This window comes from Algibacter luteus, from assembly GCF_900141715.1.
In the GTDB taxonomy this organism is placed as follows: Bacteria; Bacteroidota; Bacteroidia; order Flavobacteriales; family Flavobacteriaceae; genus Arenitalea; species Arenitalea lutea.
The window spans coordinates 618,958-633,210 of sequence record NZ_FQYK01000001.1; the positions used below are offsets into that span (position 1 = coordinate 618,958).

The following is a 14,253-nucleotide window of genomic DNA, read 5'->3' on the forward strand; positions in this document are numbered from 1 at the left end:
TATAATTCTGAAAAGGTTTCACAATTTCGCTTTAGATAACTTGAAAACCATGGGCGTAACTATCTTCTTCACCATCAATAACAATGGTGTTATAGCCATACACTTTTGCCCAACCTTTAATACTAGGAATAATGGCTAATTTCCCATCAATTGTTGTTTCTTCCTCTACACAACCAACAAAAGTGCTACCAATAAAACTTTCATGTATAAAATCTTCACCAATTTTTAGTTTCCCCTTAGCATATAGTTGCGCTAATCTTGCCGATGTTCCAGTTCCGCAAGGGCTTCTATCGATAGCTTTATCACCATAAAACACGGCATTTCTTCCAGAGGAATTATTATCAAGAGTTTCACCAGTCCATTGTAAATGAGTAACATCTTTTATCGTTGGGTTTTCAGGATGCACAAACCTTTTAGGATACTTTTTATTAATGTTTTTTCGAAGAGTATGCGATAACTGAACTATCTTACTTGCCGTAAAATCTTGAATACCTGAGAAATTTTTCTGAGGATCTATTATTGCGTAAAAGTTACCACCGTAAGCCACATCAAATACTATTTCGCCTAATTCTGGACATTCAACTGTAAGATTTTCAGCAGCTAAATAGCTTTTTACGTTTGTAAACTTTACCCATTCTACTTTATCACCTTTTTTATTATATTCAATGGTTACTAATCCAGCAGGTGCTTCCATTTTAATCTGTCCTTCAACTTTTGGCCTTATAAGGCCTTCTTGTATTGCTATGGTTATGGTTCCAATAGTACCATGTCCACACATGGGCAAACACCCAGAAGTTTCGATAAACAATATGGCAAAATCATTTTCAGGGTTATGTGGCGGATAAAGTATACTGCCACTCATCATATCATGACCTCGAGGTTCGAACATTAAACCCGTTCTTATCCAATCATAATGTTTTAAAAAATGAAGACGTTTATCGTTCATAGTTTGTCCTTCTAATTCTGGACCACCATGTTTTATAACTCTCACAGGATTTCCGCAGGTATGAGCATCAATACATTCAAATACGTGTCTGGACATATTTTGAGCAAATTTATTTTGTTATAAAATTTTATCTGTTGTGTTTTGATTGTTCACCAATCTTGAAATATTTAGCAGATTTTCATTTTTTAACGCATCTGGAAGTAAATGATTTGGCCAATTCTGAAAACTTACCGGTCTTACCCAACGCTTTATGGAATGAATGCCTACTGCAGTAAATCTCGAATCTGTAGAGGCAGGATAAGGACCTCCATGAACCATAGAAGGGCAAACCTCAACTCCTGTTGGTACGCCATTAAAAATTAATCGACCCACTCTGTTTTGAAGTGCGTTTACAATATTGGTATATTTACTAAGTTCGCGCTCTTCCCCTAAAATAGTTCCTGTTAACTGACCTTCCAGCTTGGTAATAACACGTTCTAGTTCATCAATATTTTCACATTGAACCACCATAGAATAAGGCCCAAAAACCTCTTGATGTAGTTGTGTGTTTTCTAAAAATACTTGTCCTGAAACTGTGGTTACCGTTTGTTTAGCATAATTATTTTTGACTTGTGTGTTATAATCTGCCGCTACGTGTAAACCTTTATGAGACAAGGCTGCGTCTTTATTGCTGTTATATGCTTGATGAATGTTTGGATGCAACATGCATGTTGGGTCTATTTTTATGATTTCTTCAGAAAGGATTTCAACAAACTCCACTAAATCAGCTCCTTTAATGCCTAAAATTAAACCAGGATTGGTGCAAAACTGCCCCGTGCCCAATGTAATGGAACCCGCATAGGTTTTAGCAAGCGACTCTTTACGAGCATGAAGTGCTTCAGGCAAAATAACAACCGGATTGATACTTCCCATTTCTGCAAAAACGGGTATGGGCTCATCGCGTTGTGCCGCCATATTATATAAGGCTCTTCCTCCTTTTATACTTCCTGTAAAACCAACCGCCTTAACATGCGGATGTTTTACCAAACGCTCACCAACCGAAATGCCACTACTATTCAAATTAGAAAATACACCTTCAGGCATTCCCGTTTTTTGTACTGCTTTAATTATTGCGCTAGCCACTAATTCTCCAGTGCCTGCGTGCATAGGATGCGATTTTACTATTACAGGGCAACCTGCTGCCAATGCTGCCGCAGTATCGCCACCTGCAGTAGAATACGCCAATGGAAAATTACTAGCACCAAAAACAACTACAGGACCAAGTGGTGTTAACATTTTACGAATATCTGGTTTTGGCATGGGTGTTCTATCTGGTTGTGCGGTATCAATTGCTGCTTCTACCCACGAACCTTCTAGAACTAAATCTGCAAAACTTCGCAATTGAAACACTGTACGTCCGCGCTCACCTTGTGCTCTTCCTTCTGGTAATCCCGTTTCTGAGCAATAGGTTTTAATAAGCTCGTCATCTAAAGCCAAAATTTCGTCGGCTATGGCATTTAAAAACTCCGCTTTTTTAGCTCCAGACACAGATTGAAAGACCTTGAAAGCATTATTTGCAAGTCTTAATGCCTTATCAATTTCTTCTGGAGTTGCCTCGGTAAAAACATGCTTGTTTTCAATATTTAATTGCGGGTTAAACGTTTTATAAGTTGTTTTCCCTTGCGCTGAAAGATGGTTTCCGATATAATTTTTGCCTGTTATCATGTTTTATTTATACTTTTTAAATGTGCTTCAACATTAACGGGTTTATACACTGTTTTTGCTGACACTGGATATTTAGATAATAAATGACTTGGTCTTATTGGCCGTGGTTGAAAATCGCCACCGCAATTTGGACATACTAGTTGCAAGACATAATCTACACAGTCTTTACAAAACGTACATTCGAAAGTACAAATCATAGCTTCCTTGGAATTATAAGGAAGTGCTTTATTACAATGTTCGCAAGTTGGTCTTATTTCTAACATTCCAATTTGTGTTAGGAGTTGCAGTGAAATTTTTTTCTTCATGAATCTTTAATAAAAAAATTAAAGTCTTGAATAAAATCCCACCCGCGTCAATACGCGGTCGCTCCCCAATTATTTAAACTAAAATACTTAGATTTTTATAATTTGGTAGCTTTGGTCTTACCGAAATAGCGTCTGTTATGATTTTTTCGATTCTTTGGCGTTCTTCACCTTGTAACACTAATCTTGGAGCGCGAACATGCTCAGAGCCTATACTAGTAAATGACGCGGCGAATTTAATATACTGCACCAATTTTGTATTGATATCGAGTTCGAGTAAAGGCATAAACCATCTGTAAATTTTGATAGCTTCGTGTATTTTACCTGCTTTTTGAAGTTCGTAAATTGCTACTGTTTCGGCTGGAAATGCATCTACTAAACCTGCTACCCAACCATCGGCACCAATAAGTAAACTCTCTAAAGCTATGGTGTCCACACCACACAAAACGGCTAAACGATCACCAAATTTGTTTTTTATTCTTGTAATGTTTGTGGTATCTCTGGTAGACTCTTTCACGGCTTGTATGTTTGGACATTCTGCTAACAATTCTTCAAACATATCAAGGGTAACTTCAATTTTATAATCTACAGGATTGTTGTAAATCATAATCGGAAGATTAGTGCTTTTGGCAACGGCTTTAAAATAGGCAACAACCTCTTCATCGCTTGCTTTATAACGCATTGGTGGCAACATCATAAGGGCTTTAGCACCATCTTCTTCGGCTGTTTTTGCTAAATTTATGGCGGCTTTAGTAGTTTGTTCTGCAATATTCATAAGCACAGGTACTTTACCATTAACCAATGCAACGGTTTCTCTGGTTAAAATACTGCGTTCTTGATCTGTTAAAGTACTGGCTTCTCCTAATGTGCCACCTAAAACAATACCATGAACACCTGCGTTTAATTGTGCAGTTATATTTTTTCTGAATAGTGGTAAATCCAATTCATCTTGTGCAGTAAATGGTGTTATTACTGCTGGCATGACACCTTTCCATTGAATACTCATAATAATTAGTTTTTTGTTATTGTAAAATTAATGCAGTTATATGTTTTTCATGAATAGTTTGTTATTCAGAATACATACTATATTATCCAATTAATATAAAATTATATTATAATTGAATATTATTTGTGTAATTTTAATTTCTAGTAAATTGAATTTGATGAAAGTATTACCATTTAAAATACCGAAACCTGAAGAAGATGCTCTTATTTATCAAGTTGATTATGGCACTACGTTTTACGATAAATTGCATCAGCATAAAGAGATTCAAATTAGTTTTATTGTTGAAGGCAAAGGCACCTTAGTTGTTGGAGATTCAATAAATGAGTATGCTGAAAATGATGCATTTATTATTGGTAGTCATATTCCGCATGTGTTTAAAAGTGATTTGCACAAAACCGTACCATCGCACATGATATCCTTGTTTTTTACTAAAGAATCGTTTGGAACAGACTTCTTTAATCTGGTGGAATTAAAAGCTTTACAATCTTTTTTTAAACGTGCTAAACATGGTTTTAAAGTTTCTAGCAATCTAAAAAAATTGAAAGTTTTGTTTTTTCAGCTTGAAAAGGAAAGTAAGTTTAATAGGTTTTTGATACTACTTCATATTTTAAAAATTACTGCAAAATCTCAAGGTAGAAGTTTATCTTCTTTTATTTATGACAAAACGTATTCGGATAATGAAGGAGAACGCATGCGCGCTATTTTTGAATACACCATGAATAATTATAAAGAAGAAATCACATTAAATCAAATTTCGAATGTAGTGAACATGACTAAAAATGCCTTTTGTAAATATTTTAAAAAGCGAACTAATAAAACCTACATTCAGTTTTTAAACGAGTTGAGAATAGAGCATGCTTGTCGTATATTACAAGCTAAAGACGAACAAACGATTACGGAAATTGCAGAACAAGTTGGGTTTAACAACATGTCTAATTTCAACCGGCAATTTAAAGCTTTGAAAAGCTGTAATCCCTCGGAATTTAAAAAGATTGCTTATTAAATTTTCTTGACGTATTCTGTAATAATTACAATTTGTTGAGCGCCAACTTTACCTTCAATGTATTTATCGTTTTCATAATCTAAACGAATGTTTCTAACTGCAGTACCTTGTTTTGCCACCATACTCGAACCTTTTACTTTAAGATCTTTTACAAGTACAACACTATCACCATTTTCAAGTATAACACCGTTAATGTCTCGATGGATAATTTTTTCGCTTTCGTCTTTGTCTTCTCCAGTTGCTCTCGCCAACGCTAAAGCTTCATCATCTAAATACATCATATCTAGCAAATCTTTTGGCCAACCTTCGTTACGAAGTCTTTGAAGCATTCTCCACGCCATAATTTGAACCGCTACATGTTCGTTCCACATACTATCATTTAAACATCGCCAATGGTTTGGATCCATATCTTGGTCGCCATTAATTTGACCCAAACAGGTTTTACAAACCAACACATCGTTATCCACATTTTCATTCAAAGATGGTGGAATGGTGTACTGCTTTAATTCTTCGTTAGAAGTACATAATTCGCAGGTATTATTACTTCTTTCTTGTAAAGTTTGAAGAACACTCATAAGTAGTTAGATAAATTTTTGCAATGATAAGATTAAATGCAAAGTTGAACAAATTCTAGCCATAACAATAAAAAAAGGATGCGAAAGCATCCTTTTTAATCATTAAAGTCAATTTATTTTATTTTCGAAGTTCTGGAACTACACTATAAACCGCGTCACCATGAACTCCCGTAAAGTATTTCCCTCCTTTTTCGTCCATTTTTTTTCTAGCTGCTTCGTCTTTCCAGTGTGCATTATAAAGCTCGCCATTTTTGTCGAACATTTTATCCATATCTGATAATGAATCTAAAAAATAAGCTTCTATAAATTCACGTCCGTCAGCTCCATAGGCATGCGACATAGGATAATAACCTTTAATGTATTCGTTTTTATGAGTTACATTTTCAACGTATTCTTTAAAGGTTTCATTAAACTCGGCATTTGAGCCATCTTTTGGAAAGTTGAAATGACTTGTACGTACATAAACGATACTACCATCTTTCACTTCGTTTACAGCTTTAGCGTTGGCCATAGTGGCATAAATTTCATCGGAATGCATCGATGTATAATAAGCATTTTGTTTATCAAAAAAAGCTTTTCTAGCATCGTCATCAGCCCAAGCTTCTCTCGCTAACTCTCCATTTCTTTTAGAGGCTAAATCAATAGCGTTCCAACTTGGAAATGCCTGCACATACACTAACTCGGTATTATCCGGTGTGATACTGTGCAAGTAAAAACCAGCAGACATAATATGCTCGTTCTTTTTAGTTACTTTATCCATGTATTCTTTTTCAGTGGCTTTCCATTCGTCCTTATTAAAATCTTCGATATCCATATTCCAATGTAAAGTAGTCATTACGACATACTGTGGTCCTTTTGGGGCTTCATCTTGTGCAGAAATTGTAATTGTACTAAACAGCAATATTGCAGCAGCAAACGCTGTAAAAAATCGATTGGTTGTTTTCATAATCTGTTAAAAATTAAAGTTAATATTATTGATTAAAATAAATTCTACTTTAAGATTTTGAGGCGGTAATGATTATGCTACGAAATGTAAATAGGGAATTGAGAGAACCTAAATATACAACAAAAAATAATTGATTATTAGATAATTACAAATTAATTATTGCTTCAATTGATCTCTTAGTTTTTTAGGCATGCCTTTTACAACCATATCGTAAGAATGATTTATTAAGTCTAAAATTAACTGAGGTTGTAATTCGCCTTCGTGCAGATATAACGTATTCCAGTGCTTTTTGCTCATGTGAAATCCAGGACGGATACTATTATGCGAGGCTCTAAGTTCTTCAGAATACTCCGGGTCCGCTTTTAAATTTATGGCAGCTTCACCACTTTCCCACTTCTTTAAAGAAATGAGCGCAAACATCTTACCTAATACTTTAAAAACTAAAGTGTCCTCATCAAACGGGAAATCTTCGCTAGTTCCCTTTTTACTCAAGCAAAAGTCGCGAATTTGTTCAATATTCATTATTGAAGTTTTTTAGTGCTTGTCGAATCTATTTCTAAAGCTGTATAATCCAGTTTCCACCCTATTGTTTCAACTATAGTTTCAATAAGCAATATAGTTTCTAAGGCTTCTTTTTGAGCAACTTCTATAAGACCACTTTCCGGAATTTTATCCTGAATATGTTGTTTTGCCTCTTTATGTAGCCCTGTTAAATCCCTTGCTTCAAACCTATTAAAATAACCTTCGGTTTTATCATAATAATTGAGGTTGGTTTCTATTGAAAGAACTTCAGGTTGCGGAAAGTGCTTTAATATAATTTTCTTTTTATCATTATCTGCCTGTAATTCAATCTTAGATAAATCATACCCTACATGTGCTTTAGCATTGATAACAACGAGTGCTTTTTTTCGGCTTGAAAGGAGTTTTAAGAAACGTTCTTTAACGTCCTCATAATGGTAAATTTCGGCAAAATCGCCTTCAACAGTAATGAATTTACATACTTTTTTAATTTTATCTAAAAGAATTGTAGACTGCGAATTTACCAGTTGTTTTTTCTTTATAGATTTTATTACGGTAACAACACCTAATGTTACTAAAATCGTAATGATAACAGCTAAGAACATTTCCATTTAACTCAATACTTTATATAAAACAGGTTTACTTGGTGCTGCGTCGTTTTCAAATGGTGCGACTTGTAAATTCAAGAAATACTCGCCATCTTCTATTTGATTTGACACGTAAATTAACTCGGTGATTGTGGCATCCATACGTAGTTTACCAGTAGTATTCCAAAATGCATTGTGTCCCAATAATTCGCATTCATCTTTTTCTTTGTCAATACTTGGTAAATCTATGAGCAAATGTTTAATGCCTTTATTTACTAAGAATTTTACAGCATCTTCTTTTAAATACGGCCAATTGGTATTTGAATATTGACGCGATAATTTACTTTTTGTATTTGGGATAGTTCTTAAGATAACAGCATCTCGCTTTTTATTCCCTAAAGCGAATTGAATTTGTTTTTGTGAAATAACGCTATCGCCATTTTCCTGTTCTGGCGCAACAGTAATGACTTCAGCTAGGAAAAAAAATGTCTTTAAATTTTGATTTATGGAGTGCACCTCTTCTGTAATATGCCCTACACATTCGGTGTGTGTACCGTGCGCATGTGGATTAAAATGAATGTTATTAAAATTAATACACGCACCATCTTTTACAGAAGCTATCCATTCGTCATCCTTAACAGGTTCTATAACTGGAGCATCGACATACCATGCATTCACATTATCTTTTGACGACTTAAGTGGCATGGAAATATCTAATGGCTGTGATAAATCTATTTGTAATTTTCTAGAATTGTATTGTATTGTTGCAATCAAATTAAATTAATTTTAAAAAGGTTTGAAGCGATTCCATCACTTAAAAATTTACCTTTTTTTGTAGTTAATAAATTGTCTTTTTCAATATACAATAATTGTTCCTTAATATAAATTTCTGCCTGCTGTAAAAGGTGATTTTTATAAGTTATACCAAAATTTTCCTCAACCTTTTCAAGTGAAACACCCCAAATGGTACGCAGACCTGTCATGATGTATTCATTAAACTTATCTGTTTTTGAGAGTATTTCTACTTCTCTTGGCAACTCATTTAATTGAATGGATTTTATGTACTTTGTATTATTAGACACGTTCCAACTTCGTTGGTCACCGTTAAAAGAATGTGCTGATGGACCTATACCTAGATAAGGTTTCCCTTGCCAATATGCAGAATTGTTTTTGCTAAAATAATTTGATTTCCCAAAGTTGGAAAGCTCATAGTTTACGAACCCATTTGCTTCTAACTTATCAACAAGAATATTGAATTGTTCTTGAGCCAAATCATCATCAACATTATCAATTAATCCTTTTTTTATGAAAGATTCTAAAGCAGTTTTTGGTTCAACTGTAAGAGCATAACATGAAATATGAGGAATGTTAAATGCGAGAACGGTATCAATGTTTTCAATCCACTCGTTATTTGTTAAACCTGGAATTCCATATATTAAATCAACAGATATATTATCAAAATACTTGGTTGCTAATGTCAAACAATCTTTAGCTTCATGTGCATTATGTGCACGATTCATCAATTTTAAATCGCGCTCAAAAAACGATTGAATGCCTATTGACAATCGGTTTATTCCGATGGATTTATATTCTTCAAAAATAGTTTTTGATTGCCCCTGAACTGTTATTAAATCATCTGGGTTTGCTTCTAAAGTTATTTCTGGATTCTCAACTACTGTATAGTTTTTGAAAACAGAATCAATCAACAATTTAAGTTCATTAATTGATAAAAGACTTGGTGTTCCTCCACCAAAATAAATAGTTTCAACGCTAATATTTTTTAATTCACCTTTTCTTAATACCAGTTCTTGAATAAGTGCCTGAAGAAGTTCGTCTTTCTTTTTTAAAGATGTCGAAAAATGAAAATCACAATAATGGCAAGCTTGCTTGCAAAATGGGATATGAATGTAGATTCCGGCCATTATTTTTTAACTCTATCTTCATTCTGCTTCACAAAAGCGTTCCAGCCAGAGTAACTCTTACCTACTTCAATTCTTCCCGAATTATAAAAATGACAAACCGCTGCCGCTAAACCATCAGTAGCATCTAAATTCTTTGGTAAGGTTTTTAACCCTAATAAACTTTGAAGCATTTTTGCCACTTGCTCTTTACTGGCATTACCATTTCCTGTAATAGCCATTTTTATTTTTTTAGGTAAGTATTCTGTAATAGGTATTTCTCTGCTTAATCCAGCTGCCATGGCAACGCCTTGTGCTCTCCCCAACTTTAACATACTTTGTACATTCTTTCCATAAAAAGGCGCTTCAATAGCTATTTCATCGGGGTTATGAGTATCAATAAGTTCTATGGTGCGTTCAAAAATGAGTTTTAACTTTAAATAATGGTCGTCGTACTTTTTTAAATCCAATTCATTAAGCTGCATAAATTGCATGGTCTTACCTACCACTTTTATGAGTCCGAAACCCATAATAGTTGTTCCTGGATCTATACCCAATATTATTTTTTCTTTAGTCATTTTCGCAATAATAGCAACCACTCAACGAAATAGATGCGCCAATGGTTATGGTTAATAAATCTCCGTTAAACGAGCCAAAACCATTCGATTCCGGGTTAAAATTATCACTAAATCCTTTTATGTATGAGGCGTCAATATAAATAGAAAGTTTATCTGAAATGCCATAATGGACCTCAAGACCTCCCAAAACATTTAAATACGACAGATTATTATCTCCGTAATTCCCTAAAGGCTTCACCATAGAAAACCCTGGTCCCGCATGAATAAAAGTGCCTATTTTATTTGAAATATTAAAAATACTCGACCCATCAAAAACTACTTGCAAATTGATTCGAGAATAATTCACTTTGAACTCGGGTGTGTTGTTTATGTTAGAAAATCGGTTAAAGCCAAAATCTAATTTAGCTCCAAATGGCGACTTTAACATATATTGTAGACCCAAATTAATAGTCGGAAAATTAATAGTATTCGCTTCAAAATCGCTAACAAATCCATTGGTTGAAGGGTTATTTACTCCCAATGCAAATTGTGCTTTAACTTTTCTCGTGTCACTTTGAGAAAAACTTGAAAAACTGTAAAACAGAAACATGAAAACAAACCAAAAATGGCGATTCAATTTAAAATCTAAGGTCATGTGGTAATATTAATTTAATTTGCAACAGCAATGATATACGCGTTACCATACAAAACTAAACAATTCTTTTTTGTGCTAATCAAATTAAGCATTGTAGTTGGAGCATTTTATTTTATCTACCAAAAATTAGCAACTAACAATCATTTAAGTTTTTCCGAATTTATTCAACTTTTAAGCAAAAACAACACGTTTTCGGTAAAAAACATCATTTTTTTACTGATTTTAAGCTTTTTTAATTGGTTTTTTGAAATTCTAAAATGGAAAACCCTGGTTAGTTATGTGATGCCCATCCAATTTAAAAATGCGATTCAGCAAAGTTTAGGCTCTTTAACTGCCTCGCTTTTTACACCTAACCGAATTGGAGAATATGGCGCTAAAGCTATTTACTTCATTTCAAACTTAAGAAAACGAATTCTGCTCGTAAACCTGATGAGTAATATGCTGCAGATGAGCGTTACCTTGTTAATAGGTATCATCGGATTTTACTATTATATCTCAAAATATAATCCGGATATCAATTATTTCCGGATATCAAAATTCATAGTGTTAGTTGTTATTGCCGTTATTCTAATCAGCTTTGGTATAACTTCAGATAAATTTAAAATAAAAGGGTTTTCAATTGATAAAATCAAGCATTTTGTTTTTAGATATCCTAAAACTAAATTGTTAGCCGGATTTCTATTGTCATTACTTAGGTATTTAATTTTCTCATTTCAATTCTATGTTCTGTTGCAGATATTTCATGTTGAGTTAAATTATATAGACGCTATGACCATTATTACGTCCATGTATCTATTAGCATCAATAGTACCTACTATTTTTATTTTTGATGTGGTTATAAAAGGAAGTGTGGCGGTTTATTTATTTTCGCTGGCAGGAATTAACGAAATAGTTATACTTGCAATCATTACTCTCATGTGGATATTGAACTTTGTACTACCAAGTATTATTGGAAGTTATTACGTGCTGCGTTTTAAACTACCTAAAACCAAAAGTGAACAATGATTTTAATTTTTACAATTATAACCATCATTTACCTTATTCTAATTGGAAGCTTTGTTTTTGGCTTTAATAAAATACCAGAGTACAAACCACAAAACCTTGCGAAACAGACGAAGTTTTCAATTTTAATTCCGTTTAGAAATGAAGCCGATAATTTGCAAAAATTAATCGATTCCATTATTAAATTAGACTATCCATCAGAATTATTCGAAGTTATTTTTATTGATGATGCTTCAGAAGATTCGTCTGTTGAAATTATAAAAAGTGGATTCGTCATTACGCAATCAGAGCATGGTGTTCAAATCAATTTTAAAATTATTTCTAACCAAAGATTAACGAATTCACCTAAAAAAGATGCCATAACTTCTGCAATACAAAAGGCGCAATATGACTGGATAATTACCACCGATGCCGACTGCCAATTACCAAAATTATGGTTAGATAGTTTCAACGATTTTATTCAAAACCATAGTCCGCGTTTTATCGCTGCACCTGTTATTTATGACGATAATAGCTCGTTTTTAAATCGCTTTCAAATTCTTGACATGTTAAGTTTACAAGGCGCCACAATTGGCGGTTTCGGACTTAAAAAACCATTTTTGTGCAACGGTGCAAATTTGGCTTATAAAAAAGAGACATTTATTGAAGTAAACGGCTTTAATGGAAATACCAATATTGCTAGCGGCGACGATATTTTTCTTCTCGAAAAAATAGTGAAGACATACCCCAAACAAACACACTATCTAAAATGTAAAAAAGCCATAGTAACAACCCAACCTCAACCTACATGGAACGATTTAAAAGCCCAACGATTGAGATGGGCAGCAAAAACTACCGCATATAACAATTGGTTTGGAAAACTCACAGGCTTAATCGTTTTACTGATGAATGCGTCAGTTTTAGTAGGTTTAATATTTTCACTTCTAAAAATTATAAGTTTCAAATCGTTCTTTTATGTATTGTTTATCAAGTTTAGCATCGATTTTTATTTAATTTATAAATCGGCTGTCTTTTTCAATCAAAAACACCTGCTTATAACATATATTTTCGGCTTCGTTTTATATCCTTTTTTTAGTGTTTATATTGCCGTTTTATCAGGCTTTAAAGGCTATAAATGGAAAGGGCGACATTTTAAAAAATAATTTTAGTAGTTTTATCTCTTATGGATTTATTCAACAAAACTTCAAACCCCGCATTTACCAATCACTTTTTTGGAGGTAAAAGTGCCTCACAAAAAACAATGACGGTTACTGGAATTTTCATTAAATCTATGCTTTCCATTACTATAATAGTTATTATTTCTATTGGCATGTGGAAACTTCATGCTACCGGAGCACCCATAAAATGGTATTCTTTAGGTGGTATGTTAGCGGCTATAATTATTAGTATTGTTATTTCCGTGCGCCAGCATTGGGCACATATTTTAGTGCCCATGTATGCCATCGCCAAAGGCTTTTTTCTAGGCGCCATGACAGTTTATGCACATGCCCAATTTCCTAATTTACCATATCAAGCCATCGGTATTACCATCATTACGTTTATTGTAATGCTAGTACTTTATCAAACCAGAATTATCGTAGTTACTAAAAAACTTAGAAGTGTTATTATCACAGCAGCAGCTAGTATTTTCGTAATCTATATTATCTCATGGATTTTAAGTTTTTTCGGCATAAAAGTATTCATTTGGGGTACCTCATGGCCAGCCATAATATTCAATATACTCGCTGCCATATTCGCGTCGTTATCGCTTTTACTCGACTTCGATTATATAGAGCGCCATAAAAACAAATCGCCCAAATACAAAGAATGGCTCGCTACCTGGGGTCTTCTCGTTACATTGGTTTGGTTGTATATGGAAGTGCTAAGGCTCATGCGAAAACTAGCTATTAAGTTTTAAATTTTTATGGCGTTACCCAAAGGGTCGGGCTTTACAATACAAGTCCTCGCTCGTACCTCGCTGTGGGCTTTCCTTTGCAATCCCTAACGCAGCTTCAATTTGTGGCAGTAGTACATTTTAGAGTGATTTTAATTCACTTGAATAACAACAGGAATTTTAAATTCGGTAGTCACTTGTTGTCCGCGCTTTATTGCAGGAAATAATTTGGGTAAACTATCTAAACTATTTTCAAGTAAATCTTTAATATTTGGAATTTCTTGAAGTGTGAGGGAATCAATTTTAGCATGTATTAAAGCCAACTCACCTTTTTGAGATACTATAAATTTGAGCATCAAGGTATCATGAATATCTTCAGAAACTACAATACGCTCCGCTTCTAAAAAATTGGCAATAGTTGTCGTTATCGTTTGTTGAAAACAACGAGTTTTTTCAGCTTTAGTTTCAGAAGAATCGCAAGCAGAAAAATTTGGATATTCGTCCACATCATTCCAATTAAAGGTTTGCAGTTCTTCATTCAGAATAGCTTCAGAAGATGTTTTTTTTACATTAAAATATTCACACGAAGTGCATGATAAAATGACTATTAAAACTAAGAGGTTCCTCATGGATTGCAACTGAAACCGAAAAATACAATTTTTTTAGATTTTATATACTCA

At 33.7% G+C, this 14,253-nt stretch carries 17 protein-coding genes; 4 read left to right on the forward strand and 13 right to left on the reverse strand.

All coding sequences use genetic code 11. From position 1 onward, the window contains the following. Positions 1–31: 31 nt before the first annotated feature. The 4 genes from BUA46_RS02530 to BUA46_RS02545 all read right to left on the reverse strand — a co-directional run bounded on the left by BUA46_RS02530 (position 32) and on the right by BUA46_RS02545 (position 3,958). On the reverse strand, positions 32–1,042 hold the full coding sequence (locus tag BUA46_RS02530) for a 4-hydroxyproline epimerase (RefSeq protein ID WP_019386136.1): 1,011 nt from the start codon (positions 1,040–1,042) through the stop codon (positions 32–34). Between the two features lie 21 nt (positions 1,043–1,063). Continuing rightward, positions 1,064–2,650 (reverse strand): aldehyde dehydrogenase (NADP(+)), encoded by a 1,587-nt coding sequence (locus BUA46_RS02535; protein ID WP_019386135.1) that lies wholly within the window; start codon positions 2,648–2,650, stop codon positions 1,064–1,066. Continuing rightward, on the reverse strand, positions 2,647–2,955 hold the full coding sequence (locus BUA46_RS02540; RefSeq protein WP_019386134.1) for a DUF1272 domain-containing protein: 309 nt from the start codon (positions 2,953–2,955) through the stop codon (positions 2,647–2,649). The genes BUA46_RS02535 and BUA46_RS02540 overlap by 4 nt, the downstream gene beginning before the upstream one ends. A gap of 73 nt (positions 2,956–3,028) precedes the next feature. Continuing rightward, positions 3,029–3,958 carry a dihydrodipicolinate synthase family protein gene (locus tag BUA46_RS02545; protein ID WP_019386133.1) on the reverse strand — a complete coding sequence of 310 codons (930 nt, stop codon included), beginning with the start codon at positions 3,956–3,958 and terminating at the stop codon, positions 3,029–3,031. A 157-nt stretch (positions 3,959–4,115) separates the two neighbouring features. Here BUA46_RS02545 and BUA46_RS02550 point away from each other — a divergent pair, with 157 nt between their 5' ends. Then, the gene (locus BUA46_RS02550) at positions 4,116–4,961 is read left to right on the forward strand and encodes an AraC family transcriptional regulator (RefSeq protein ID WP_019386132.1); all 846 of its coding nucleotides are present in this window, start codon (positions 4,116–4,118) and stop codon (positions 4,959–4,961) included. On the opposite strand, the gene BUA46_RS02555 is transcribed toward BUA46_RS02550, so the two are convergent. The 8 genes from BUA46_RS02555 to BUA46_RS02590 all read right to left on the reverse strand — a co-directional run bounded on the left by BUA46_RS02555 (position 4,958) and on the right by BUA46_RS02590 (position 10,698). Continuing rightward, positions 4,958–5,536 carry a PhnA domain-containing protein gene (locus BUA46_RS02555; protein ID WP_019386131.1) on the reverse strand — a complete coding sequence of 193 codons (579 nt, stop codon included), beginning with the start codon at positions 5,534–5,536 and terminating at the stop codon, positions 4,958–4,960. The genes BUA46_RS02550 and BUA46_RS02555 overlap by 4 nt on opposite strands. A gap of 118 nt (positions 5,537–5,654) precedes the next feature. Then, positions 5,655–6,482 (reverse strand): hypothetical protein, encoded by an 828-nt coding sequence (locus BUA46_RS02560; protein ID WP_019386130.1) that lies wholly within the window; start codon positions 6,480–6,482, stop codon positions 5,655–5,657. Positions 6,483–6,638: 156 nt separating this feature from the next. After that, complete coding sequence (locus BUA46_RS02565; RefSeq protein WP_019386129.1) at positions 6,639–7,004, reverse strand: MmcQ/YjbR family DNA-binding protein; 366 nt, start codon at positions 7,002–7,004, stop codon at positions 6,639–6,641. Further along, positions 7,004–7,612 (reverse strand): DUF4230 domain-containing protein, encoded by a 609-nt coding sequence (locus BUA46_RS02570; protein ID WP_019386128.1) that lies wholly within the window; start codon positions 7,610–7,612, stop codon positions 7,004–7,006. Before BUA46_RS02570 ends, BUA46_RS02565 begins: the two co-directional genes overlap by 1 nt. Next, positions 7,613–8,362: a cyclase family protein gene (locus BUA46_RS02575; RefSeq protein WP_019386127.1), complete on the reverse strand. Its 750-nt coding sequence runs from the start codon at positions 8,360–8,362 to the stop codon at positions 7,613–7,615. Continuing rightward, complete coding sequence (gene hemW, locus BUA46_RS02580) at positions 8,359–9,510, reverse strand: radical SAM family heme chaperone HemW (RefSeq protein WP_019386126.1); 1,152 nt, start codon at positions 9,508–9,510, stop codon at positions 8,359–8,361. Before hemW ends, BUA46_RS02575 begins: the two co-directional genes overlap by 4 nt. Further along, positions 9,510–10,064 (reverse strand): crossover junction endodeoxyribonuclease RuvC, encoded by a 555-nt coding sequence (gene ruvC / locus BUA46_RS02585; protein WP_019386125.1) that lies wholly within the window; start codon positions 10,062–10,064, stop codon positions 9,510–9,512. Before ruvC ends, hemW begins: the two co-directional genes overlap by 1 nt. Further along, complete coding sequence (locus BUA46_RS02590) at positions 10,057–10,698, reverse strand: porin family protein (protein WP_019386124.1); 642 nt, start codon at positions 10,696–10,698, stop codon at positions 10,057–10,059. The genes ruvC and BUA46_RS02590 overlap by 8 nt, the downstream gene beginning before the upstream one ends. 30 nt (positions 10,699–10,728) lie before the next feature. Between BUA46_RS02590 and BUA46_RS02595 the strand changes: the two genes are divergently transcribed. From BUA46_RS02595 to BUA46_RS02605, 3 genes are read left to right on the forward strand one after another with little or no spacing between them, the layout of a single operon-like run. Continuing rightward, positions 10,729–11,703 (forward strand): lysylphosphatidylglycerol synthase domain-containing protein, encoded by a 975-nt coding sequence (locus BUA46_RS02595; protein WP_019386123.1) that lies wholly within the window; start codon positions 10,729–10,731, stop codon positions 11,701–11,703. Then, positions 11,700–12,842 carry a glycosyltransferase family 2 protein gene (locus BUA46_RS02600; RefSeq protein ID WP_019386122.1) on the forward strand — a complete coding sequence of 381 codons (1,143 nt, stop codon included), beginning with the start codon at positions 11,700–11,702 and terminating at the stop codon, positions 12,840–12,842. Before BUA46_RS02595 ends, BUA46_RS02600 begins: the two co-directional genes overlap by 4 nt. 20 nt (positions 12,843–12,862) lie before the next feature. Further along, complete coding sequence (locus BUA46_RS02605) at positions 12,863–13,597, forward strand: Bax inhibitor-1/YccA family protein (RefSeq protein ID WP_019386121.1); 735 nt, start codon at positions 12,863–12,865, stop codon at positions 13,595–13,597. 128 nt (positions 13,598–13,725) lie between these two features. On the opposite strand, the gene BUA46_RS02610 is transcribed toward BUA46_RS02605, so the two are convergent. Beyond that, complete coding sequence (locus tag BUA46_RS02610) at positions 13,726–14,202, reverse strand: energy transducer TonB (RefSeq protein ID WP_019386120.1); 477 nt, start codon at positions 14,200–14,202, stop codon at positions 13,726–13,728. Positions 14,203–14,253 lie beyond the last annotated feature (51 nt).